Raw genomic sequence first — 25,259 nt, forward strand, 5'->3', positions numbered from 1 at the left:
ATATACTACTAAATTTGCTACAAATTTATTTATTTATTTCAAACTACTATTCACTAATCTAATTACTTTATACAACACAAACATTGCATTGATAATTTTCACTATCCTCTAAAACCTCTTGACGAATACGAACATAATAAATTGATGAACAACCTTTTTTAAAGGCTCTAATATAAGCTTTATTTAAATCACGAGTTGTCGCTTTATCAGTAATAAATAAAGTTAAAGAAATTGCTTGATCAACGTGTTGTTGTGCGGCTGCTACAATATCAATAATTGGATTAGGACCTAATTCATATCCACCTTCAGTGTAATATTCTAAATTATTATCATCAATCTTATAAGCAGGAACATAAACACGACCTAATTTCCCTTCTTTTCGTACCTCAACAGGAGCAACTACCGGTTGTAGACTTGGTGTACATGAAGATAAATAACTAATTGAACCAGTGGGTGCTACTGCCATTAAATGTGAATTAGCCAACCCAGTTTCTTTAATTTTTATTACTAATTCTTTTCATTGCTTCTGAGTTGGAATCATAATGTTATATTTTGTAAACAATTCTTGTATTTTTTTTGTTTCAGGAGTTCATTTATCTGACTGACATTTTATATATTTATCAAAATATGAACCATCAGCAAATTTTGAATCTTTAAATCCACTAAAACTTCCAAATTTTAATGCTAATTTATTTGAAGCACTAAAAGCATGATAAGCCATAACATAAAAGAAAATATTAGTAAAATCAATTGATTCTTTTGAATCATAAAAAATATGATTTGTTGCTAAAAATCCATGTAAATTCATAGCGCCTAAACCCAAAGCATGATTTTTTTTATTTCCATATGCAATTGACGGAGCACTAGAAAAATCACTACTTCTTGATACGTGGTCTAATGAATGAATTGCTTGAAAAATAACCTCACCAAATTCACTTCCACTTTCCATTACTTTTGCAATATTAATACTTCCTAAATTACAACTAATATCTTCACCAATTTCTTTAAAACTTAAATCACTATTAAATTCACTAGCTGTACTTACTTGAATAATTTCACTGCACAAATTACTCATAACAATTCTACCAGGATGAGCATTATTTTTATTTACTGTATCATCAAATAATAAATAAGGATACCCACTTTCAAAATGTAATTCAGCAATCATTTGAAATAATTTGCGAGCACTAATAAAAGTTTTACTAATATCAGGGTTTTTTAACATATTATAATACTCTTTAGTAATAGAAATATCTGTCATTGCTTTACCATAAACTTTCGCAATATCATAAGGACTAAAAAGTGCCATCTCTTCATTGTTTTTTGCTAATTCAAAAGTAATATCAGGAATAACTGCCCCTAAAGACATTGATTTAATACGTATTTTTTCATCTGCATTTTCACGCTTTGAATCTAAAAATAACATAATATCTGGATGATGAACATTTAAATAAACCGCCCCAGCTCCTTGTCTTTGACCTAGTTGATTAGCATATGAAAATGAATCTTCAAGAATTTTCATAACTGGGATAATGCCTGTTGCTTGATTTTTAATGTTTTTAATTGGCGCTCCAAATTCTCTTAAATTCGTTAAACACAAAGCAACTCCACCACCACGTTTTGATAACTGTAATGAAGTAGTAATAGCGCGAGCAATTGATTCCATGTTATCTTCAATTCGTAAAAGATAACATGAAGTGTATTCACCTCTTTGCTTTTTCCCCGCATTTAAAAATGTGGGAGTAGCTGGTTGAAATCTACCAGACATAATTTGTCGTAAAATTTTACTAGCATGTTCAATATTCCCATCAGCGAAAAACAAACTATTCATAACAACTCTATCTTCATAATTTTCTAAATATTGTTTACCATTAAAACTTTTTAAAGCATAAGAATTATAAAATTTTAAAATACCCATAAAACTTGTAAACTGATAATTAAAACTATATGCTTCATTTGTTAATCGTTCAATTTCGGTAATTGAATATTTATTAATTATTGTTTCATCATAATATTGATTTTTTACTAAATATTCAATTCTTTCTTTAACAGTTTTAAAAAGCAATAAATTTGGTTTAATATGATTTTTCATATAAGATTGTGCTGCTTGCAAATCAAATTGTGCATTATTAGTAGTTTTTGCTCTAGCATTTAAAGTAACATATTCATCACTTTCTAAAGTTCCAGATAAAGTATTTATTTCATTGGTATTTTTTTTATCTTTATCTCAAAAATCTACTAATATATTTTTTATTGTTGATACATCATTATGAGTTCCTAATAATTCAAATTGAAATAATAGTGGGACATTTAATTTTTTTGAAAGAATTGGCCCAGCAATTGCAAAAGTATCACCAAAATTAGTATTCCCCGACGCAATAACACCACGACAAAAATTACGATTTTGCTTATTATTTAAAAATTTAATTACCTGTTTAGGAATCGCCCCTTCTTTAATATCACCACCCCCACTATATGTTGGTGTTATTAACACATAATCTTTATCAACTAAAATTTCCTCTTGTAGATCATGAGGAATTCTTGAATTTAAAACCTCTAATTTTTGAATAAAACGGTGAGTATTATTTGACAAAGAAGAAAAATAAACAACATGAATTTTTCCTTCTGGTTTTAATATTTTTTGGTTTGAAACTTTTACAACATCATTATGCATTTTTTTCTCCTTTAAAATTAAAATTCTCAATCTTCATCTTGCGTTTCTACAGTAATACCCATTACATACGATGAACCATTACCTGAAAAGAAATCATGATTTTCATCAGCTCGAGCTGATAATTGATTAAAAATTTCCGGCTTAATTCTTGTTTGTTCTTCACTAAAAGGTGAATCATATCCTAAATTTTGCAAAAACTTACCAGCATTATATAAACTGAACTTAATAGCGTCTTCAGCTAAATTAAATTCTTGATATAATTCTGTCAAATATTGTTTTTCTAAATCAATTAATTTAAACAATAAATCAAATACAAATTTTTTCATTTCTTCTTGTTTTTCTTTTGGCAACTTTTCAACTTTTCTTTGATATTTATAGCCACTATAATAATTATGAATAACTTTATCACGTAAAATTAATCTAATAATATCTGAAGTATTAGGTAATTTACTACGAGCAGATAAATAAAATGGTAAATAAAAACCACCGTATAATAAAAAACCCGGCATTAAAGCGGCAGCTACTTTGGATTTTAAAGGATCATCACTTGTATAATAAGGAATTAGCGCACGTGCTCTGGCTTGTAAACTTTCATTATTAATTACTCATTCATGAGCAGATTCAATCTGTTCACTAGAACATAAAGTTGAAAAAATTGTTCCATATGATCGAGCATGAACTGCTACCATAAAAGCAAAATTTGTGTAAATAACTTGTTCATGATCAGTTAAAGAATTAGGTATTTGTGCAATATCACCAACTGTTGCCTGAATTGTATCTAATAAAGTTAAACCTGTAAATGTTCTTGTTATCAACTCTTGTCATTTTCGATTTAACGTTTTTCAAGAAGTCAAATCATTAGATACAGGAATTTTTTCTGGTAACCAAAAATTTTGAGTAATACGATTTCAAACCTCTAAATCTTTTTCATCATTCATTACATTTCAATTTACAGAACGCATTTTTCCATTAAAATTTTTCATAATATACTCTAATGGTGACTGTGATTGTTGAAAATATTTGTTATCTTTTGCCATTTATTATTACCCCTCTACTTAATTACACAACTAAAAACATCCCCTATATTATACAAAGGATGTTGTCATTATTAAAAATTACTTTATTAAAATTACAAATATTAAAAAATAAAAGTAATTTTTAAAAATAATCATTAATTCACACCCAGGAATATAATACTACTTAAAAAATTAGACCGGTCTACTGGCTTAGCTTCATTTTACTTGTTACCCTTCTCAAAGTTTTATCTTCAATGGTTTTGTAACGTTCATCAACATCACAGTTGCTGGGGCAGCAAAGAATTCTCATCTTTTTCCCGAACATCTAAAGTTCCTTGTTATTTAGTTGTATAAATATTCTACTACAAGAAAAACAATTTTGGTAATTTATAAATACATTACTATGTATTTTTTTAACCTCAACTATTTTAAAATTATTCTTAAAATTTTTATTATGAAAATTTTCATTTTAATATACAAAAATAATTAAATATATTCTTTACTGTTATTTTTTAACGGAATTTTATACAAGATTCTTGGTTTGGAAATTTATTTATTATGTCTAAAATATTCATTTTCAATCACCTTTAATTAGATTTTATTTTACTAATATCTAATTATAGTTTTCAGAAATAATAATGTATATAAGTTATTGCCAATAAACGTAAAATTCCGTTTTTTAAAGTAAAAAAACATTAATCTTTATACTTTATTTGTCAATAACTTTTTTTCAACTTTTTGTAATTGTTTAATAAAATCATTAATAGTACCGTTATTTTTAACAATAAAATCAATATCTTTATTTAAAATTAAATATTTTTTTTGTTGATTTAATAGTGAAATAACTTGTAAATCATTAACATTATCACGTTCTTTTATTCGTTGGATTTTTTTATCTTCCTCAGCTTCAATTAAAAGAATTTTATCAACTAATAAATTTAAATTTGCATTAAATAATACTGCACAATCAATAACAATTAATTCTTGGTGTGTTTTATTACGAATAATATCTTCTTCAACAATTTTTATCATTTTTGGTCAAATAATATTTTCTAATTTACGTAAAATATAAGGGTGTTGAAATGCCTCATACCGTAATTTTATTTTATTAATTGTTTTATCATTATTAATAAAAGAATCACCAAATTCATTAATTAATGCTTTTTTTGTTTCTTTTAGTGTATAAATATGCTTAACAACTTTATCAACAAAAATAACATAAGCACCTTTATTTTGAAAAAAATTTGTAGCAGTTGTCTTGCCTACTCCCGCTTCACCAATAATACCAATAATCATGAGTTCACCCTTACTTATGTTCAATTTGATAACTTGCAAGAATACCAATCATTGCTGCATTATCAGTACAATATTCTAATTTTGGAACAATTATTTTTAAATTTGGATATTTAATCTTTAAATTTAATACTGCCAGTCTTAATTGCTGATTAGCACTAACTCCTCCTGCTAAAACTAAAGTTTTTGGATTACGTTTTTTTAATGCTAATTCAATTTTATTAATTAACACTTGAATAACTGTTGTTTGAAAAGAACTTGCAAAATTATTAAATTGTAACTTACCTTTTTCTTTATTTATCAAATTAGCACAGGCTGATTTTAAACCACTAAAACTAAAATCTAAACTATTATCATTTTTAGGTAATGGTAATTTATAAGTTGGCTTTCCCAATTTAGCACTTCGTTCAATTTCAGGACCACCCGGATATTTTAAACCTAACATTCTTGCAACTTTATCATAACATTCGCCAACAGCATCATCTAATGTTTGACCAAGTATACTGAAATTTAAATGTTCATTTGCCAACATCAACTGTGTATGACCACCACTAACTAATAAACCAAGTACTGGAAATTCTCATTCATTATCAATTAAAGAAGCATACAAATGTCCATACAAATGATTACATGGAAGCAATGGCTTTTCTAAATAAGCAGCAATAGTTTCTGCTATAATTTTACCTACGTGTAAACAACTAGCAAGACCAGGAGTATTAGTATAAGCAACAAAATCAATATCCATAATTGAAATTTTAGATTTTTCAATTGCTGTTTGTAAGACAGTAGCAATATTTTCACTATGAGCTCGTGCTGCTAATTCTGGAACAATACCACCATATTGTTGATGAAGCTTAATTTGTGAAGCAATAATATTACTTAAAACATTTTTATCTTTAATAACAGCAACACTAGTTTCATCACAACTAGTTTCTATTGCTAAGATTATCATCAATATCCTCTTCTTTATAATAAGCAACTGCTGATTCTAAGACTAAAATCATCATTTTTTTAAAACTAGTTTCGCGTAATATTGCTGAAATTGATTCACCGGTAATAAAAGAATCAGAAATTGTTAATAAACAAGCCGCATTTTTTTCTAAATGTTTTGCATTAGCAAATAAAGCAAAAGATTCCATTTCTACTGCTAAGCATTTGCTAATTAAAGGATTAGTTTTATAATCATTATCATTAATACGATAAAATACATCACTTGAATGAATTAAACCTGATTTTAAACTTATTTTTTCACTTACTATATACGAAGAATTTTTATTTTTTTGCAGATCAAATTCATTATCAATTTTTTGTGCCACTTTATTAATAATTTTGCTAATATTACCAACGGATTCAATTTGATTTTCATCAATATTAGCAGCATATTTAGCAAAAGTAGATTCACTATATGCTTTAGTAGTATTAATAATATCATAAACTTTAATATCCTTTTGATATGAACCAGCACTACCAACACGAATAATACAGTCAACATCATAAAATTTAAATAACTCATATGAATATATACCAATTGAAGGCATACCCATACCACTAGCAGCAATAGTAATATTATATCCTTTATATTTTCCAGTAAACATTAGCATATTACGAACATTATTTACTTGTTTTCAATCTTGTAAAAAATTAGAAGCAATAAATTGAGCACGTAATGGATCACCTGGCATAATTACTACTTTTGCAATTTGATCACGAGCAGCTTTAATATGAGCTGTTGGAATTTTTTCTTTATTATCCATATATTCTCCTTTTTTTAAAATAATAATAGTTATTATAATATATTGTTAATTTAGTAACAACATTAATATTTTTAATGACTAATTTTTTATCGCTTTTCTCCCTTTATGTACTATTTTTAAATTTTATCACATAAATGCTGAGAAAAGCGTATCTACGGACTTCTCCCCACATGTACTTGTGGAGGGAACAATGAAACTGAATGAGTTCAACAATGCTTTTCAAACTGAACAGTAATGTCTTGCATATATAGCAAATTTGAAAGAAAACAAATGTATTAGGTGTTCTAGTTTTAATTTGAATACTTCTGATTTAAAAAGAATAAGATGTTTGAAATGTAATCAAACATTTAGTATTCTCACGGGTACCATATCTTCAAGGTCACAAACATCTTTAAGATCATGATTTTACCTCATCTTTAGATGAATAAACACCAAACATGGAATTCCATCAACTAATGTTTCAAAAAAATTGGGAGTGACCTTAAAAACAGCATGGAGAATGGGTCATAAAATTAGAACACGTATTGCAAAACAAGAACCTCAATTTATTGTTGAAGGCACAGTGCAAATTGATGAAATGTATCTTTCACATATGGCTTTTAAAAAACAAGGAAGATCCTTGAAAAATAAAACATTGATTGTTGGCATTTATGAAAAAACAACTAATAATTTAATTGTGAAAATATTGAAAAATGCAAAGAGTAAAAGTCTTTTGAATTTTGCAAGAAGCCACATTTCTTCAAAATGTCATGTATATACTGATGATTGAAAAGGATATTGCGATTTCAAATTGGTTTTCCCAAAACATAAAACAGTTAACCAACAAGTTGGTTATGTTTCAAAAACTGGTGTAAATACCAATCAAATTGAATCAGTTTGAAAACATATAAGAAGAACATTTAAAACACATATCAAAGCTGCAAAACATCATGTTTATTTATATGCCAAAGAAGCTGCATATAAATTCAACAAGATACCTAGTTTTGAAATTGTAATGCTGTGTTTAATTTAAAAATGTGGGGAGAAGTCCGTAGATACGCTTTTCTCAGCATTTATGTGATAAAATTAAAAAATAGTACATAAAGGGAGAAAAGCGTTTTAAATATTAATAAATATTTAATTAAATCTTGGAAAATATTACTAAAAAAGTAAAATTTAATTTCAAAATTAATTCATCATTAAAATTATCAATAATTAATTTTATCGTTTAGATTTATTGAAAGCAACACCCAATGCTTTTGGTGTTTTACTTCATTTTGATGTAAACACTAAAACTAATAAAGATGTTACAAAAGGTAATATATTCCATATATCAGAATTACTTGATATTCATTGAGGAATATTTGGTAAAAACGTAATTCTAGCACCTGTTGTTTCAACAATAGCAAATAAGGCAGCACCAATTGTAATCAACGGTACCCTTCATTGTCCAAAAATTAAAATAGCTAAAGCAATAAAACCATTTCCACTAACTGTCCCACGAAAAGTTTGACTAGCATACATTGGAAAAATACCACCAGCAATTCCTGCTAAAAAACCAGATAATAATACAGCAACATATCGTTGTTTAATAACATTAATTCCTGCAGCATCAACTGCATTGGGATTTTCGCCAGTCGCAACATGATGTAATCCTCATTTAGTATATTTTAAAATAATAGCAATACTTACTAAAACTATAATTGCTAAAAATAAATATAAATTAAAAAATTCATTATTACCAATTTTTGGTAATTGATAAATATTTGTTAATGAAATAAAACCATTATTCCCTGGTAACTGAACAACAAAAACTGCAATTGCTGCTGCTAAAATATTAATTGCAACACCAGAAATAATTTGATCAGATTTTAAAGTAACTGATGCAAAAGCATGGAAACAAGCAAATCCCATTCCCACTAATCCAGCTACTAATAAAGCAATAATTTGTGATCAATTACCTCAGTTAACACCTATATTTTTCCCAAATGAAGAAAAAGCAAGAGCACCAATTGTCATCATTCCTTCAATACCAATATTAACAACACCAGCACGTTCTGAAATTAATCCAGATAATGAACCAAGTACTAAAACAACAAAAATTAAACTAGAATGTTCAAGAATTATTTTGAGTGCTTCCATTAACTTTTTCCTCCTGTTCTTTCAGTTTTTATTTTCATAATTGCTTGTTGTTCATTTTTAAATATATCAGTAAATTTATTAATAAAAGTTGTCTTTTCAATTTCCGCTTTTTTAGTAAATTGTTTAGTTAATATATTAATATTACTATTAATTGGGATAATTTGACTTTTTAATTGCTGTTTATCAATTTTATTATTTTTAATTAACTCTTTAATATTATTTTTATAATTAGTTTGAAGTTGATGTTTTGCTAAAATTAATTGTTTTTTTATTTTTTTATCATCAGTTTTAACTGTTTGATTTTTTAATGATTCTAATTCATCACTTAATTCTTGTTTCAATTTATTAATTTCTCGATAAAGATTTAATTTTAAGTCTTTTACTCTTGACTTATCTAATATTGCTTTTTGTTTTTTTAATAGTGCTATTTCTCGAATTAAATCTTGCTTATAATTATAAATATTATTTTCATATTTCATTTTTTCATTAATATACATATTTAAACTTTCACCATAAATCGTTTTTATTTCTTGTTGAAAATTATTTCAATTACCAATTTTACCTTTTTTTCAAATTGCATTATATTGTTTATATATATAATGATTTAAAGCTTTATTTTCTTGGAAAAATTGTGCTCAATTAACACCAACTTTATCATTTTTATTATTAATAACTGCTTGTAACTGTAAGTTGATATCACTATTAACTTTATTAATTTCTTGCGAAAGATTTTGTTTTAAATTTTTAACTTTTGACTCATAATCTGATAATGCTTTATTATATTCTCTCTTTAATTGATTAATTTTATTATTTTTTTCTTTAATTAAATCTGATTTTAACTTATTATATTCTCTCTTTATTTTAAAATTTTCAATAAAATGATAGTACATCTTACCAATAAAACTGTTTGTAACTTTTCGTTTTTCTCCATTAAAGGCTATATTTAAATAACGAATTAAAAATTTAATTGGCTGTAAGCGAGATAATAAAACCGCACAAGCAGCTGAATAAATAATAACACCAAAAATAATATCACCAGTTGCTGTTGGTAATGTTAATACTGAACCAATTGAACCACCACTCTTAATTAAACCTCAAAGAAAAGCAGAACCCACAACACCTATTGGATTAATTTGACCAACTAAGGCAACAGCTATACTATCAAAACCAATAGTTGGTAAATCATCACTTAAAAAACTAATTGAAGGATTTTTGGCAATATAATAAATAACAGCCATCACTCCTGCTAATGCTCCTGAAATAACAAATGATGTTATAGAATAATGTTTATGATTAATACCACTATAAACCGCAGCAAATGAATTTAAACCTACTGTTCGAATTTTATAACCTAAAGTTGTTTTTTTCAATAAGAATCAAACTGTTATTATTAAAATAATGGAAATTAATAATGGTAGTATACAATTATAACCATTAATACTCATACTCATACTATCATGAATAGTTGCTGATGTTCCGTGATCAGCATCATATAAATCTTTATTGATTTTAAATAGTCATTTTACTAAATATCAAATTGTTCAATTTAATAAAATAGAAGTAACAACCTCATGAACATTAAAAAAAACTTTTAATAACACTGTTACCAACGCCACCAATATTGCTGCTAATACTCCAGCAAAAAGTGCGGTAATTATAGCTAATGGTTGTGATAAGTCATAACGGACACCAATTGCAATAACAACAGCTCCTGCTGCTAACATTTGACCCGCAACTCCAATATTAAACATTCCTGAACGGAAAGAAATAACTAGTGCTAATCCTGCTACAATATAAATTGCTCATCAAACTAAAGTATTATCTCAATTATTAGCTGGTCAACTTGTAAAAGCATATGTTAATAACAACTGAAAATAAGTAAAAGCATTTTGACCTGAACCAATTATAACAAAACAAGCAATAATTAATCCAAAAATAATGGCAAAAAGTGAACCCTTAAATTTAGTAAGACTACTATTCATTTCTTTTGAACCAAGATATAAACGACTTCGTCGTTTTAAAAATCATGTTTTTTGTTTAAACATTATCTTCATTTCCTTCCATTAACATTTTTTGTCCCGCCATCATTAATCCCAAATGTTCACGAGTAACATTTTTAGCACTAACATTACCAGTAATTTTACCAGCATGTAAAACAACAATTCGATCTGCTAATGACATAACTTCTGATAATTCATAAGAAATTAATAATACTGCATTACCTTCATTTTTTTCATCAAGAATACGACTATGAATATATTCAATAGCACCAATATCCAAGCCACGTGTTGGCTGAGCAACAACTAAAATTTTATGTTTTCTTGTTAATTCTCTACCAACAACCGCTTTTTGTTGATTACCACCTGACAAACCTCGAACTAAAGCAAAACCACTTTTACTACCACGAACATCATAATTATTAATAATATTTTGTGCATAAGATTGAATAGCTTTACTACGAATCAAACCATGCTTAGAAAAAGGATATTCGCTAATATTTTGTAAAACCATATTATCAATAACATTATAATCTAAAACAAGTCCATATTTATGACGATCTTCAGGAATATGACTTAAACCACTTTTATATAAACTTTGAATTGAACTATGTTTCATATTCTTATTACCAAAAAAAATGTCACCTTTTTCTGGCTTAATTAAACCAGTAATTGCCGAAATTAATTCAGTTTGACCATTACCTTCAATACCGACAATAGCCACAATTTCTCCTGACTTAACTTCTAAACTAAAATCAGAAAGCCCCATTATTGATTTCCTATTACCAATTTTATGAACAAATAAATTATCAATTTTTAATAATACTGGCCCTAATACAACATTACCTTGATTTCTAATATCAACTAAATCTCTACCAACCATCAAAGTAGCAATTTCTTCTTTAGTTTTACTCTTAGATTCAAACGTTTCAATAACTTTACCTAAACGAATTACTGTAACATTATTAGCAACTTGTTTAACCTCTTCTAATTTATGACTAATAAAAATAATAGTTTTACCATCACGTCTAAGTTCTTCAATAATTGCTAATAAACTAGTAATTTCTTGTGGTGTTAAAACTGCGGTTGGTTCATCAAATACAATAATACTAGCACCACGATAAAGAACTTTTAAAATTTCAACACGTTGTTGCATACCAACACTAGCATTCTCAATTTTTAAATTAAGTTTAATGTCTAATTTATATTTTTTTGAAATTTCTAAAATCTTAGATTTAGCTTTTTTATAATTAATTCACTGTCATTTATGAACTGGTTCACTACCTAAAATAATATTTTGCAAAATAGTGAAGTTATTAACTAATTTAAAATGTTGATGTACCATTCCAATACCTAATTCACCTGCTCTAATTGGTCCTGATATTACTACCTCTTTACCATTAATTTTAATAATACCTTTTGTTGGTTGATATAGTCCAAATAAAATTGACATTAGTGTCGATTTACCTGCACCATTCTCGCCAACCAAAGCATGAATTTCTCCTTTTTTAATTTTAATAGAAATATTATTGTTAGCAATAATAGTATCTAAAAAAACTTTAGTAATACCTTCCATTTCAACAGCATATTGTAAACTCTGTTTTTCAATATTTACTCGCATTTTATCACCCCTCTTAATTATTTAAATGGATCATATTCTTTTTTAATACCATTAATTCAATAATCATCTTTTAAATTCAGTACTTTTTGTCATCCAGCAGAAATTTTATCTAATCAATTAGTAGTTTCTGTCATTAATGGTGTGTAAATATCTTTATCACCATCTTTAATTGCTTTATTTGGTGCTATTCCAGTAAAATTAGGCCCACCTCTGTATGGTGCATCATCAATAAATGTTTGATCGGCAGTTAGATCGGTTGGATGCTCTGGATTTTGATTAGTTTTACCAACTGATTTTCAGAGCATAAGTTTAATTGAACTAATTAAATCTTTTTCTGCAGAAGTAATAAACCTATCTGCAGATTGTGGATATTGAAGTTGCTGATCTGTATCAACACCAATAATTTTACCTTGACCAGATTTTTTTAATGATGATAAAGTATCTTCGGTTTGTGGTCCTGCTACTGGAAAAATAATATTAGTTTTTTGTCGAGCAAGATCATCATTAATTGCTTGTGAACCTTTTGAACCTTGAGTAAAATCACCACTAAATTGAGTACCTGAAGTTATAAATTTAATATTTGGTAATGGTTCTTTAAAATCTGAATTTAAAATTTTAACTCATGATATTAATTTTTCTTCAGCTTCTTTATTTTTAGATTTATTATTAAAAAACTGTATAGCTCAATAATAACCATACATATAATTAGTAACTGCTGGAATATCAAGTCCACCATAGGTTGACATTTTTAAATTATCAAGTCCACCATATTGATTGGCATGAGCAGTTAACCATATTGCCCCTGCCAATCCGGCTAAAAAGCCTGATTGCTCTGCTTTATAAAGTAAACCAGCCAATTGTTTATTAGATTTTGGTACTTCTTTATTTGGTGTATCACCATCAATAAAAATAAATTTAACTTTATGTTTTAAAATAGTATTTTGTGCTTTAACTAAAGCATTATGATGTAAAAATCCTGAAGCAATAATTACTTTACTATTTATGAAAACAGCTTTATTATATGATGTCATTAAATCATCGGTATTAATTAATTGGGGATTATCTCAAGAAACCTCAACTTTTTTATTTTTATATTGAGGATCAACATAATCACTATGTGTTCAATCATTAAACTCTTGTTTAAACTTGAGGGCAGCATTATATGATGATTCGTTAAAAGAAGCATCATTAATAGTATGTCCATCAGTTACAACAGTTATTCGATAAATATTTGGATTATTAAACTGACTATTGCAAGCAATAATTGGTAATACCATTATTATCGACAATGATATTGAACTAAATGCAGTAAAAATTTTACGCATACTATTATATTCCTCCTACAATCATATATAAAAAAAATATAAAAAAAAGCAAAAACATTGCTTTCTTAATTCAATTATTCAAAATAAAATAAAACTGTGTATAAATAAATTTTGAAAATAAATGGTTGGGAATAACTTACTATTAAAAAATACACTATATATGTATTTAATATTAATTATTTTCTTATTTTCACAATTAACTCTAAACACTAGTTTCTCCTTTTAATGGCAAAAGTACCATTATATAAGATAATAAAACTTATTCTTTAAAAATTCAAGAATAATTATAAATTTTTTAAAATATATAGTAAAGTTTTATTAAAACTGTGGTTTATACTTTTCAACATTTTCATCAACATATTTTTTTCAAGCATTTTCTCACTTATCACGAGTAGAATCATTAGCTAAATCAGCAACTAATTTATTATAAGCATCAGTTACTTTTTGTGCTAAAAGTCAATAATCATTACTATCAATAATTAACTTATTATAAATAGCACTAATAGAAACATTATCAGCAATTCCAAGATATTGCTGACCATCTAATGCTGGTTGTCGTATGCTGCCATCAAAGTATTGTTCACCATTAATAGGTTTAATGACCGATTGCTGATCATCCTCATTATAATCTAAATTAAAAGAATGTCATAATCAAGTATTAACTGACTTATGAATTCCTTTTAAAGCTGATGTAATAAAAATATCTTTAGCATAACTATATTGAACACTTTGATCAACATCGACACCAATAATTTTTGCTTTGCTATTAGTACTAGAGTTTTTAACAGCTGATACTAAATCAATTGTTTGTGCTCCTGCAACAGGCATTACAATATCATCTTTATATCCATCAATTAATTGTGAAGTTATCGCTTTTGATGATTTTGTACCTGATTCAAAACTACCTGTAAATTGTTTAGCAATTTTATCAAAATGAATATCAAATTTATTAGTTCATTTTTCAATTTTTTCCTTACCCTCTTTAATTCTAATGGCATTAGTCATTTCCAATAAATTATCATTGCTATTACGATATTTAGTAAAATAATACACACCTCAATAATAACCCATCATATAACTAACAATAGTATCAGCTGGTAACCCACCAAAAGTTGACATTTTTAAACCATTATCATCATATGTTTCATGATTAGCAGCTAATCATATTGCTCCTGCTAATCCTGATAAAAACCCTGATTGTTCTGCTGAATAACTTAAACACGCTACATCAACTGGTTTTTCTAATTTAGCATCAACTAAAATAAAACGAACACCTAACTTTTTATATTGATTTTGAATAGCTGGTGTTAATGCAGCAAGATGATTAAACCCAACAACAATAATTGTTTTAGCTCCAGCAAATGTTGCTAAATTATAATTATTTTGTAAAGTTGAAACGGTACTATCTCGTGAAATAATTCAACGCGTTTTCATTTTTTTATTTTTTCAAACTTCATTACCCGGTAAATCACTAATCATAATACGATTATCATTAAATGTTTTAGTAAATTCTTTTGAACCTTCCAATACTTGCTGATTAAAAGCTTTGTCAAATAAATCACCACCATCAGTAATTATTCAAACATCACCAATACTAGGAATACTACATCCAATTAATCCTACTGATGAACTATTTATTAACAAAGTAATAATTAATAATTTTAAAAAATAATTCATAAATTTCTCCTATAAATAAAAAAATGTACTACAGTAAAAATATTAATATTTATTTACAATTTTTTTATACTTTATTTTTACCATATTTTTCATCAAAATTAATAATTCCTCTATTATATGCATCAATAATAATTCGTGCACAATGAACGGTATTATATAAAATATTAGTTTTTAATTGTGAATTAGCGATTAACAGTTTAATAAATAGTTCAAAATCATTTTCTTTTAATACAAAATCATGCGTAAAACCTTTTATATCATTCATATCTACTAATAATGCTAAAAGAATTTTATGAATTATTCCTCATGAAGAATTTTTAGCATTACTCTCAATTCTACTAATTGTTGCTTGACGAACACCTACTAATTTCCCCAAATATGCTTGTGTTCAACCAAGTCTTAGAACCTGTTTAGAATCTTTTAGAGAATAAGGTAAAATTACTATATATTTTAAAATAAGAGGTATATATGCATAAAAATTATCCAAGTCATGTCACTAAAGAACAATTTGAGAACATAAGATTAATTTTAGAAAATGTCAAAAAGAAAACAAAACCAAGAAATTTAGATTTATATGAAGTATTTTGTGCAGTTTTATATGTATTAAAAAGTGGTTGTCAATGAAGAATGTTACCAAAAAATTTTCCAAAATGACAAACTGTATATTATTATTTTCAAATTTGAAGTAAAAATAATGGTAAAGAACCTATCATATGACAATTAATTTTATAAAAAATTAGTTAGAAAAGTTCCTATCAATAATCATCGAAAAGAAAAAACCAGTTTTTGTATAATTTATTCACAAAGTGTTAAAAATACAGATACTACTAAAAACAAAGGTTATGATGCTGGTAAAAAGATTTCAGGAATAAAACGTCATATTGCTGTTGATTCTCAAGGTTTACCACATGCAATTTACCTAACTACAGCAAAAAAAACAGATCGTAATAGTGCTATAATAATGATTCAAAATGAAAAAGAAAATCTTTCTACAGTTCAAAAAATAATAGTAGATGCTGGTTATACTGGTGAAAAATTTGCTTCTGCAATCAAAACAATTATAAATGCGAATGTTGAAGTTGTAAAACGTAATGAATTACATTCTTTTTGTAGTATTACCAAAAAGATGAGTTGTAGAGCGAAGTTTTGCTTGATTAGAAAAATGTAGAAGATTATGAAAAAATTGTGAAAGAAAATTAAATACTAGTTTACAAATGGTTGTTCTTTCCTTTATTTCAATTTTATTAAAAAGATTCTAAACAGGTTCTTAGACGTATACGCCTAATTTCTACTTCAATTGTCATTTTATTTCCCTCTCTAATTTTAGTTATTCCCAAACTTATTATGTTATGAAAAATTATAAAAAGATAAATTTTATTCTATATTTGTATAAAATATACTAAAATTAATATGGTGATATAAAATGGAAAATGAATTAATTAAATACTGAACAAAAAAAAGTTTTTTTTATGTTAGCATTTTGTGATTAATTGTTCAAATTATATTTATAATAATAGGTGCAATTTTAATAAATACTACTAGCGAAAAAATAATTAATATTTTATTAATAGTTGGCATAAATAGTTTAATTCTATTAATTTTGTTTGCTTTTTCTATTAATCATTATACTTATGAAACAGTTTATCAAATTAAAGTCAAAGGTAGTACTTTTCAAACTAAATTTTATCGTTATCTAATTATTCTATTTAGTTTTGGTTGATTAATTTTTTTCATTTTAAATGCATTATTTATGTTAGTTGAAACTGCCGTTTTTAAAAGCAAACTTGATTATTTTAATACTTTAAACGATCATTGATGAATTTTATTTATTGTAACAATATTTAACGTTTTAATTATTAGCATACATCGACAATTAATGCATTATACATTAACAAATTTAGAATTACCATGAAGGGCATTGGTTAGATAAGTTTACTTTCTTGTCTTCAAATCTGTACAAATTGATTTGGAGGCATTTTCAATCTAATAACTATTCTATCATTGTTTCAATATCTAATAAATTTTTCTAATATTTTATTAAAACTTTCCATACTTTCAAAAGTGCTACCAAACATCTGGATCGGCTACAATTTATTGGACACTAATTATGTAGACAAATAACAATATTTGTTAAAAGAAAGGAAATATAATTATGGCCAATATTACTTCATATACAGATGAATTTAAAAAACAAATAGTAGCTTTATATCAAAGTGGCAAATCAGTATCTTGTCTTGTTAAAGAGTACAATGTTACAAGAGCAGTTGCATATAAATGAATTAAGCAATTTACTAATTCGGGAAGTTTTAAAACTAAAGATAATCTTTCTGATTTAGAAAAACAATTAATTCAAATGAATAAAGAATTAAAACAATTACGAATGGAAAATGATATTTTAAAGCAAGCAGCACTAATAATAGGCAGAAAGTAGAGATTATTGCAAATAATAAATGAAAATATAAGATTCGCCCAATGTGTCGTTTTTTAAAAATTTCTAAATCAACATATTATTTTAATTTAAAGAAAAAAGAAGATAAAATCAAAAATAATATTTATGATCAAGCTGTTATTAGTGCTTTTAAAGAAAACAAATGTGTTTATGGAACAAGAAGATTAAAAGTCATACTAGAAAAACAAGAAATTTATTTATCAAGAAGAAAAATTAAAAAAATTATGGATAAACATAATTTAATGTCAAAATACACTAAATTATCATTTAAAAATCATCGTAATAAAGTAAATAATGAACAAATCACTAATATTGTTAATAGAAACTTTAATAATAGAATTAAAAATGAGGTGATTGTCAGTGATCTTAGTTATGTTGAAGTTAATGGTAAATGAAACTATATTTGCTTATTAATAGACCTATTTAACCGCGAAATTGTTGGACATAGTGTAGGTACTAAAAAAGATGCATCATTGGTATATCAAGCATTTATGCAATCAAATCGCTGTTTAAAAGATATGCAAATATTTCATAGCGATCGAGGTAACGAATTTAATAATAAAATTATTAACAAACTTTTATTAGCATTCAATATTACCCGCTCTTTAAGTAAAAAAGGTTGTCCTTATGACAATGCTGTTGCTGAAGCAACTTTTAAAACTTTCAAGACTGAATTTATTAATGACAAAAAATTTACATCATTAATACAGTTAAAATTAGAATTATTTGATTATATCAATTGATATAACAATATAAGAATCCACAGCACTTTAAACTACTTAACTCCCATTAAATATCAAGAAAAAATGTCTACCAAAAAATAGTCCTAAAAAGGGTTGCCATTTCAATCATTTTAAAATCTCTTTTAATTCAACGATTTAAACATTCACTAACTTGATTACCTTTAAAACCTGATAGACTTTTTGAATGAATTAGATTAGTACTTGTATTAAAAACTTTACTAACAATTTCGCTTGTATTAGCAGAACCTAAATCTGATTGAATAGTCGTAAAATTACATTGTTTAGCACTCGCTAATTCTATTTGATTAACCACATTTAACACAGTTTTGGCATTTTCACTTTTGTTTATTTTTCAGCCAACAATTGAATTACTGTACATATCAGTAGCAAAAACAACTAATAATTTTGTTTTTTTATCACCAATAATTATATTTTTAAATCATGTGCCATCCATACCAACTTTTTCAAGAAAGTTATTACTTGAAAAATTACGTTTTAATAAATCTTTATTATTTTTTAAATCACTATTTTCTACTACTCTATTTGTTGATTTAGGTTCTAATAATAATTTAATATTATTATCTTTTAATATTTGTTTTATGCTTGTTTTACTGCATTTAAGACCTTTATTTTTTATTTTTAACTCTAATCTTACTTTTTCAAAACTAGTGATATTAATGTACTTTTTTTCATTTTTAATGAGAACTATTTTGTTTATTGCTTGTATCAAATTATCATTAATTTTTGATTGATATTGCTTTTTACCTTTTTTTACTCATAAATAGTATGCTGTTTTGCTAATAGCTATGTAAACAATAATTTTATTTAATTGATGACCTTTTTGCTTATATTTTTCTACTATTAAAAAACACTTATATTTTAATAATTTACTATTTTTTCCCCTTGTTAATTTCTTTTCACAGGCTAATTGCTCCTTTAAAAGTTCTTTTTCAACCTCATCTTTTAAAGCTTGTTTTCTAAGTTTATCAATTTCTTTGTTTAATAGTTTAATTTCAATATCTTTCTTATCGATCCTGTGAGATGTTTGGGATTTAGAAATTTTGGTGAATGCATTTTCACCTTTAATTTGATATTGGTTAACCCAATTATAAATTAATACTGGAGTTGATAATTTATATTTGACTTGAATTTCATGTATTTTTAGTTTTTTATCAACTAAATACTCATTAACAACGGCTAATTTTGTTTCTTTTGAATAAACTTTATAATTCATAATTTCTCCTTCTGTATTAATTATTTTTAATTATATTACAGATTGAAAATATTAATTGGTAAACTTAAGTGACTGATGCCCATCCTTTTTACCTCTTTATAATTATTTTCGCTTTTCTCAGCATTTATGTGATAAAATTAAAAAATAGTACATAAAGGGAGAAAAGCGAAAATAAATTTAATTAGAAAAAGTTTTAATATCAAAAATAGTAGGAACATATGTTCCTACTATTTTTATAAACTTTGGTTTTGATAATTTTTTCAATAATTTAAAATTACATCATCATTAAATAAATTAATTTCATTTTTCTTAATTCCTTTTTTTAATTTATTTATATTTTGTCATAATATATTTTGTAAAGGTATTGGATACTTTCATATTCGACGATTAGTTTTAAATTCTTTCAAATCTAACAGTTTATAAGAACGATTAGGAAATACTTTAACATCTAAATCATAATCAATGTATTTAACTGTTTGCGAATCTAAAATAAAGGGACTGGCAATATTACAATAATAATGAACACCATCATTACGAATCATACAAATAATATTGTATCAATCATTTTTAAAGAATAATCAAATTGCTGGATCAACGGTTGTTCATTTACGACCATTAATTTCAGTAATTGTTACATTCTCATTTACTAAAACTAAATATTTTTCAGTATCTTCTAAAACAATTGAATTATTTCAACCACGATATAAATCGCCATTATGCTTATATGCATGAATTGAAAGTATTTGCCCTTCTTTAAGGTACATATACATTTAAACCTCAACTTTCTGCAAATCATAAAACATAATAATTATAACATTATTTATTTAGTAAATAAAAAGCGAAAAATAAATTTATAATAATATTTCTTTAAAAAATAAAAAAATCCAAAAAGGAGTAGTAAAAAACATAATTTTATTAAATGGGGCGACTGACGGGATTCGAACCCGCGAATGTCAGTTCCACAAACTGATGCGCTAGACCGCTACGCCACAGTCGCCATATTAGTTTCTATAAGTAAAACCGTTAAATATTATACAATAAATTTATGATTTTTTAATATTTTTTTTCATAAAACTACAAAAATAATTATCTAATTTTCCTATTATGACAGTAATAATAAAAAACAATGCTACTATTAACAATTAGAACACAATTTAAATTAATAATTAACCATAATTATTAACGGACTTCTCCCCACATGTACTTGTGGAGGGAACAATGAAACTGAATGAGTTCAACAATGCTTTTCAAACTGAACAGCAATGTCTTGCATATATAGCAAATTTGAAAGAAAACAAATGTATTAGGTGTTCTAGTTTTAATTTGAATACTTCTGATTTAAAAAGAATAAGATGTTTGAAATGTAATCAAACATTTAGTATTCGCACGGGTACCATATTTTCAAGGTCACAAACATCTTTAAGATCATGATTTTACTTCATCTTTAGATGAATAAACACCAAACATGGAATTCCGTCAACTGATGTTTCAAAAGAATTGGGAGTGACCTTAAAAACAGCATGGAGAATGGGTCATAAAATTAGAAGACGTATTGCAAAACAAGAACCTCAATTTATTGTTGAAGGCACAGTGCAAATTGATGAAATGTATCTTTCACATATGGCTTTTAAAAAACAAGGAAGATCCTTGAAAAATAAAACATTGATTGTTGGTATTTATGAAAAAACAACTAATAATTTAATTGTGAAAGTATTGAAAAATGCAAAGAGTAAAAGTCTTTTGAATTTTGCAAGAAGCCACATTTCTTCAAAATGTCATGTATATACTGATGATTGAAAAGGATATTGCGATTTCAAATTGGTTTTCCCAAAACATAAAACAGTTAACCATCAAGATGGTTATGTTTCAAAAACTGGTGTAAATACCAATCAAATTGAATCAGTTTGAAAACATATAAGAAGAACATTTAAAACACATATCAAAGTTGCAAAACATCATGTTTATTTATATGCCAAAGAAGCTGCATATAAATTCAACAAGATACCTAGTTTTGAAATTGTAATGCTGTGTTTAATTTAAAAATGTGGAGAGAAGTCCGTAGATACGCTTTTCTCAGCATTTATGTGATAAAATTAAAAAATAGTACATAAAGGAAGAAAAGCAAGAAAAGCGATAAAAAATTAAAATTCTTATTAACTTTTAATTTAATAAGAATTTTAATTATATATTTATGTTAATTAAATTATTAAATTATTTTTATAATTTATAAAATGGAGTATTTTAATTGTAATATTTTTAAAATAGTAGTAAGATAAATTTACAATTACATAAAATCCCTAATTATTTCTTGTCTAAATTATAATAAGACTATATATGAACTAATTTATTCCGGATTTTTGACAACTGCCCAATTATTTTTTGCAATAATTTTTGTTTTTCCTTTATTAGGTAAACTTTTATCTTCTTTAAATAATATTGTGCAAAATATTTTGCAAAGTTATATTACTGATTTTTCTGGTTTACATAATTTATCTTTGGTTATTAAAAGTTTTATTTTTGGTGATAGTTTACAATAAATAGTTTCTATGCCACCACCATTATTAGCAATTATTTTAGTACTTTTTACTTTTTCTTTAATTTTAAAATTATTAAAATTATATAGGAGTAGTTTATTATGGGTGTTTCTTTTATTTCAAAAATTTTAGAATTGTTTGGACAAATTTTTATGAAATTTTGAAATTTGCCAATGGCAGATTTAGGTTTTAATTTGGGAACTTTTGTTGTTTTTATTCTTTAGACTTACTGCATAACGTTTTTAAGTTTTAATGATAAATTATAAAATCCTGCAATTAAATTAAATCTTAAAAATATTCGTTTTCTGGCTTTTCTAAATTTATAACCAATAATCTTAAAACATTTTAAAAATAGACTTACTGCATAACTAGTTAACTTTTTATTTTTTTGTTATTATTAAAATAAAAAGTTAACTAGTTATGCAGTAAGTCTTTTTAATAAAGTTTGCTATGTCAGTTTTTTTAAATATTGATATTCAGCCAGTTTCTACATCGGGTACTGTAAAACAAAGTTATAAAAATATTAAAGGTAGTTCAAAATTTGTTGGAAAGCAAATTGCTAAGCAACATGAAAGAAAACGTTTAAGAAATAATGCTAAGGGTGTTGAAAATAAAAAAGGAAAGTTTGTAGGTACTTAATTATGAATGATTTTGTGAATAGTATATTGCATTTAATTTTTATATTTTCTAGTAATGATATTGGTATATTTTTAAATCAAACTAATATTACTGATGAAGTTTATATTTTGTTTAATTTGACTTTTTGGTTGGTATTAGGTGTATTTTTTAATTTTATTTATCGTAGTATTAAATTTATTTTTAGGTCATTGTTTGGGTAGGTGTTAAGTATGAGTGTTTGAGATATTTACAATAAAATACATCAATGTATAGTTGATTATTGAACTATGTTTATAGGAAGTCTAGTTGACCAATTTACTACTATTTTATGAAATTTAGTAGTTTATGGAACACAGTTTTTTATTGGATTTATTATATTTTATGGTTTATGATGAATTTTAAAATGTTTATTTGGTAAATAATTATGTGATTTAAGTTTGCTAAATTATTTTTTGTTGTAAATACTTCTGTTCAAGCACCGACTTCTTTGATTGTTTCAAATGCACGTAGTGAAAGTAATTATACTATAACTAAGAATATGATTAAAGCTGTAAAATATAATGATTTTAATGATTGAGCAACTATTCCTTGAAATTCTGCTTATTTTGATGTTGGTCAACCAGATTTAAAATTAGTTGCTGCTTTTGTTCATAAGACTGTTGTTTCCCCTTATTCAATTTGGTTTAAGTCTGACGTTGTAGGTTCTTTTAATAGGCAAATTAGTGGTTTGTCTACTGATTATAATTTTACAGAGCAAGATTTAGAACAATTATCTTTGATTTTGTTTAATCATAATTTTATACAGTCTAGTCAGTTGAATGATTTAATTTTTTGAAATGGTAGATGTAATAATTTAAGTTTTAAGTTGACTTTTGAAATTACAAAACCATTGAGTTTTTATATTCAAGGTTTTATGTTTTATCTTAGTGCTGATTATTTTAAATATTTTTCTTCTATTTATACATTTTCATTTTTAGATTATGAGGGTAATATTCGTTATAATTTTAAAGGTGTATTAAATAATAAAGATAGTGTTTATAATTTAGGAAAATATAATTTTATTACTATGCCGGTTCATGTTCCAAATTTAAAAAATTTAACTATTAATTTTGATTTAACTTCATTAACTGATTATAGTGATAATTTGCATGTAAATTTTGGTCAGATGAATATTTTTTCTTCCAAAGATATTGTTCCAGCACCACCAAATAGTCCATTTAACCCCGAGTATGAAAGACCAAGTTGATATGATGTTTTTGGTCATTTACGTAATGCTTTTAGATGAGTACTTTATGGTGTTGTTGGTAAAGTTTTACCAGTTGAGCCATTAAGAACCTGTTTAGAATCTTTTAGAGAATAAGGTAAAATTACTATATATTTTAAAATAAGAGGTATATATAAAAATTATCCAAGTCATGTCACTAAAAAACAATTTGAGAACATAAGATTAATTTTAGAAAATGTCAAAAAGAAAACAAAACCAAGAAATTTAGATTTATATGAAGTATTTTGTGCAGTTTTATATGTATTAAAAAGTGGTTGTTAATGAAGAATGTTACCAAAAAATTTTCCAAAATGACAAACTGTATATTATTATTTTCAAATTTGAAGTAAAAATAATGGTAAAGAACCTAGCATATGACAATTAATTTTAAAAAAAATTAGTTAGAAAAGTTCGTATCAATAATCATCGAAAAGAAAAAACCAGTTTTTGTATAATTGATTCACAAAGTGTTAAAAATACAGATACTACTAAAAACAAAGGTTATGATGTTGGTAAAAAGATTTCAGGAATAAAACGTCATATTGCTGTTGATTCTCAAGGTTTACCACATGCAATTTACGTAACTACAGCAGAAAAAACAGATCGTAATAGTGCCATAATAATGATTCAAAATGAAAAAGAAAATCTTTCTACAGTTCAAAAAATAATAGTAGATGCTGGTTATACTGGTGAAAAATTTGCTTCTGCAATCAAAACAATTATAAATGCGAATGTTGAAGTTGTAAAACGTAATGAATTACATTCTTTTGTATTATTACCAAAAAGATGAGTTGTAGAGCGAAGTTTTGCTTGATTAGAAAAATGTAGAAGATTATGAAAAAATTGTGAAAGAAAATTAAATACTAGTTTACAAATGGTTGTTCTTTCCTTTATTTCAATTTTATTAAAAAGATTCTAAACAGGTTCTAAGACAATTTC

At 25.6% G+C, this 25,259-nt stretch carries 23 protein-coding genes, 1 tRNA gene, 2 pseudogenes and 1 riboswitch; of the genes and pseudogenes, 11 read left to right on the forward strand and 15 right to left on the reverse strand.

Annotated elements, in window-relative coordinates; all coding sequences use genetic code 4:
* Nucleotides 1-67: 67 nt before the first annotated feature.
* The 5 genes from nrdE to AAHM85_RS03770 all read right to left on the reverse strand — a co-directional run bounded on the left by nrdE (nt 68) and on the right by AAHM85_RS03770 (nt 6,737).
* Nucleotides 68-2,674 (reverse strand): class 1b ribonucleoside-diphosphate reductase subunit alpha, encoded by a 2,607-nt coding sequence (nrdE, locus tag AAHM85_RS03750; protein ID WP_342261038.1) that lies wholly within the window; start codon nt 2,672-2,674, stop codon nt 68-70.
* A gap of 17 nt (nt 2,675-2,691) precedes the next feature.
* Nucleotides 2,692-3,711 carry a class 1b ribonucleoside-diphosphate reductase subunit beta gene (gene nrdF, locus AAHM85_RS03755; RefSeq protein ID WP_342261039.1) on the reverse strand — a complete coding sequence of 340 codons (1,020 nt, stop codon included), beginning with the start codon at nt 3,709-3,711 and terminating at the stop codon, nt 2,692-2,694.
* Between the two features lie 157 nt (nt 3,712-3,868).
* A riboswitch (cobalamin riboswitch) is annotated at nt 3,869-4,034 on the reverse strand.
* A 358-nt stretch (nt 4,035-4,392) separates the two neighbouring features.
* The gene (gene coaE / locus AAHM85_RS03760; protein WP_342261040.1) at nt 4,393-4,986 is read right to left on the reverse strand and encodes a dephospho-CoA kinase; all 594 of its coding nucleotides are present in this window, start codon (nt 4,984-4,986) and stop codon (nt 4,393-4,395) included.
* Between the two features lie 10 nt (nt 4,987-4,996).
* A complete protein-coding gene (gene tsaD, locus AAHM85_RS03765) occupies nt 4,997-5,935 on the reverse strand; it encodes a tRNA (adenosine(37)-N6)-threonylcarbamoyltransferase complex transferase subunit TsaD (protein ID WP_342261041.1) in 939 nt (312 codons plus the stop codon).
* Nucleotides 5,910-6,737, reverse strand: coding sequence for a purine-nucleoside phosphorylase (locus AAHM85_RS03770; protein ID WP_342261042.1), 828 nt, complete (start codon nt 6,735-6,737; stop codon nt 5,910-5,912). Before AAHM85_RS03770 ends, tsaD begins: the two co-directional genes overlap by 26 nt.
* Nucleotides 6,738-6,993: 256 nt before the next feature.
* Between AAHM85_RS03770 and AAHM85_RS03775 the strand changes: the two genes are divergently transcribed.
* The gene (locus AAHM85_RS03775) at nt 6,994-7,749 is read left to right on the forward strand and encodes an IS1595 family transposase (RefSeq protein ID WP_342261043.1); all 756 of its coding nucleotides are present in this window, start codon (nt 6,994-6,996) and stop codon (nt 7,747-7,749) included.
* 188 nt (nt 7,750-7,937) lie between these two features.
* Here AAHM85_RS03775 and AAHM85_RS03780 read toward each other — a convergent pair whose 3' ends face one another.
* From AAHM85_RS03780 to AAHM85_RS03805, 6 genes are all read right to left on the reverse strand, one after another.
* On the reverse strand, nt 7,938-8,858 hold the full coding sequence (locus AAHM85_RS03780) for an ABC transporter permease (RefSeq protein ID WP_342261044.1): 921 nt from the start codon (nt 8,856-8,858) through the stop codon (nt 7,938-7,940).
* Entirely contained in the window at nt 8,858-10,903 is a 2,046-nt protein-coding gene (locus AAHM85_RS03785) for an ABC transporter permease subunit (protein ID WP_342261045.1), read from the reverse strand. Before AAHM85_RS03785 ends, AAHM85_RS03780 begins: the two co-directional genes overlap by 1 nt.
* Nucleotides 10,896-12,476, reverse strand: a complete 1,581-nt coding sequence (locus AAHM85_RS03790; RefSeq protein ID WP_342261046.1) for an ABC transporter ATP-binding protein — start codon at nt 12,474-12,476, stop codon at nt 10,896-10,898. The genes AAHM85_RS03785 and AAHM85_RS03790 overlap by 8 nt, the downstream gene beginning before the upstream one ends.
* A 17-nt stretch (nt 12,477-12,493) precedes the next feature.
* Nucleotides 12,494-13,801, reverse strand: coding sequence for a BMP family ABC transporter substrate-binding protein (locus tag AAHM85_RS03795; protein WP_342261047.1), 1,308 nt, complete (start codon nt 13,799-13,801; stop codon nt 12,494-12,496).
* A 318-nt stretch (nt 13,802-14,119) separates the two neighbouring features.
* The gene (locus AAHM85_RS03800; RefSeq protein ID WP_342261048.1) at nt 14,120-15,478 is read right to left on the reverse strand and encodes a BMP family ABC transporter substrate-binding protein; all 1,359 of its coding nucleotides are present in this window, start codon (nt 15,476-15,478) and stop codon (nt 14,120-14,122) included.
* Between the two features lie 64 nt (nt 15,479-15,542).
* Nucleotides 15,543-15,854 carry a hypothetical protein gene (locus AAHM85_RS03805; RefSeq protein WP_342261049.1) on the reverse strand — a complete coding sequence of 104 codons (312 nt, stop codon included), beginning with the start codon at nt 15,852-15,854 and terminating at the stop codon, nt 15,543-15,545.
* Between the two features lie 92 nt (nt 15,855-15,946).
* Here AAHM85_RS03805 and AAHM85_RS03810 point away from each other — a divergent pair.
* Together AAHM85_RS03810 and AAHM85_RS03815 are read left to right on the forward strand one after the other, a co-directional pair.
* A pseudogene (locus AAHM85_RS03810) lies at nt 15,947-16,737 on the forward strand (IS5 family transposase).
* Between the two features lie 164 nt (nt 16,738-16,901).
* Nucleotides 16,902-17,408, forward strand: coding sequence for a hypothetical protein (locus AAHM85_RS03815; RefSeq protein ID WP_342261050.1), 507 nt, complete (start codon nt 16,902-16,904; stop codon nt 17,406-17,408).
* On the opposite strand, the gene AAHM85_RS03820 is transcribed toward AAHM85_RS03815, so the two are convergent.
* A complete protein-coding gene (locus tag AAHM85_RS03820) occupies nt 17,401-17,553 on the reverse strand; it encodes an IS3 family transposase (protein WP_342261051.1) in 153 nt (50 codons plus the stop codon). The two genes, AAHM85_RS03815 and AAHM85_RS03820, sit on opposite strands and share 8 nt — an antisense overlap.
* A 77-nt stretch (nt 17,554-17,630) precedes the next feature.
* Here AAHM85_RS03820 and AAHM85_RS03825 point away from each other — a divergent pair.
* Nucleotides 17,631-18,751, forward strand: a protein-coding gene (locus tag AAHM85_RS03825) for an IS3 family transposase (RefSeq protein ID WP_425289706.1) whose coding sequence is annotated in 2 segments (ribosomal slippage) — nt 17,631-17,874 and nt 17,874-18,751 — 1,122 coding nt in all. Because the reading frame shifts where the segments join, the coding sequence is not laid out codon by codon here.
* On the opposite strand, the gene AAHM85_RS03830 is transcribed toward AAHM85_RS03825, so the two are convergent.
* The 3 genes from AAHM85_RS03830 to AAHM85_RS03840 all read right to left on the reverse strand — a co-directional run bounded on the left by AAHM85_RS03830 (nt 18,738) and on the right by AAHM85_RS03840 (nt 20,901).
* Complete coding sequence (locus AAHM85_RS03830) at nt 18,738-19,904, reverse strand: hypothetical protein (RefSeq protein ID WP_342261052.1); 1,167 nt, start codon at nt 19,902-19,904, stop codon at nt 18,738-18,740. The two genes, AAHM85_RS03825 and AAHM85_RS03830, sit on opposite strands and share 14 nt — an antisense overlap.
* A gap of 233 nt (nt 19,905-20,137) precedes the next feature.
* The gene (locus AAHM85_RS03835) at nt 20,138-20,668 is read right to left on the reverse strand and encodes a DUF402 domain-containing protein (protein ID WP_342261053.1); all 531 of its coding nucleotides are present in this window, start codon (nt 20,666-20,668) and stop codon (nt 20,138-20,140) included.
* A gap of 156 nt (nt 20,669-20,824) precedes the next feature.
* Nucleotides 20,825-20,901, reverse strand: a tRNA-His gene (locus AAHM85_RS03840).
* Nucleotides 20,902-21,110: 209 nt separating this feature from the next.
* On the opposite strand from AAHM85_RS03840, the gene AAHM85_RS03845 reads away from it, so the two are divergent.
* The 7 genes and pseudogenes from AAHM85_RS03845 (at nt 21,111) to AAHM85_RS03875 (ending at nt 25,239) form a co-directional block, all read left to right on the forward strand.
* Nucleotides 21,111-21,944, forward strand: a complete 834-nt coding sequence (locus AAHM85_RS03845; protein ID WP_342261054.1) for an IS1595 family transposase — start codon at nt 21,111-21,113, stop codon at nt 21,942-21,944.
* Between the two features lie 317 nt (nt 21,945-22,261).
* Nucleotides 22,262-22,441, forward strand: a complete 180-nt coding sequence (locus AAHM85_RS03850; protein ID WP_342261055.1) for a hypothetical protein — start codon at nt 22,262-22,264, stop codon at nt 22,439-22,441.
* Between the two features lie 98 nt (nt 22,442-22,539).
* The gene (locus AAHM85_RS03855; protein ID WP_342261056.1) at nt 22,540-22,662 is read left to right on the forward strand and encodes a hypothetical protein; all 123 of its coding nucleotides are present in this window, start codon (nt 22,540-22,542) and stop codon (nt 22,660-22,662) included.
* Between the two features lie 226 nt (nt 22,663-22,888).
* The gene (locus AAHM85_RS03860) at nt 22,889-23,077 is read left to right on the forward strand and encodes a hypothetical protein (protein WP_342261057.1); all 189 of its coding nucleotides are present in this window, start codon (nt 22,889-22,891) and stop codon (nt 23,075-23,077) included.
* Between the two features lie 209 nt (nt 23,078-23,286).
* Entirely contained in the window at nt 23,287-23,478 is a 192-nt protein-coding gene (locus tag AAHM85_RS03865; RefSeq protein ID WP_342261058.1) for a hypothetical protein, read from the forward strand.
* 2 nt (nt 23,479-23,480) lie between these two features.
* Nucleotides 23,481-24,416, forward strand: a complete 936-nt coding sequence (locus AAHM85_RS03870; protein WP_342261059.1) for a hypothetical protein — start codon at nt 23,481-23,483, stop codon at nt 24,414-24,416.
* A gap of 33 nt (nt 24,417-24,449) precedes the next feature.
* Nucleotides 24,450-25,239, forward strand: a pseudogene (locus AAHM85_RS03875) (IS5 family transposase).
* The last annotated feature ends 20 nt before the right edge of the window (nt 25,240-25,259 follow it).

Origin of the sequence: Spiroplasma endosymbiont of Notiophilus biguttatus (genome assembly GCF_964030985.1) — a bacterium.
GTDB classification, from domain to species: Bacteria; Bacillota_I; Bacilli_A; order Mycoplasmatales; family VBWQ01; genus Spiroplasma_E; species Spiroplasma_E ixodetis_A.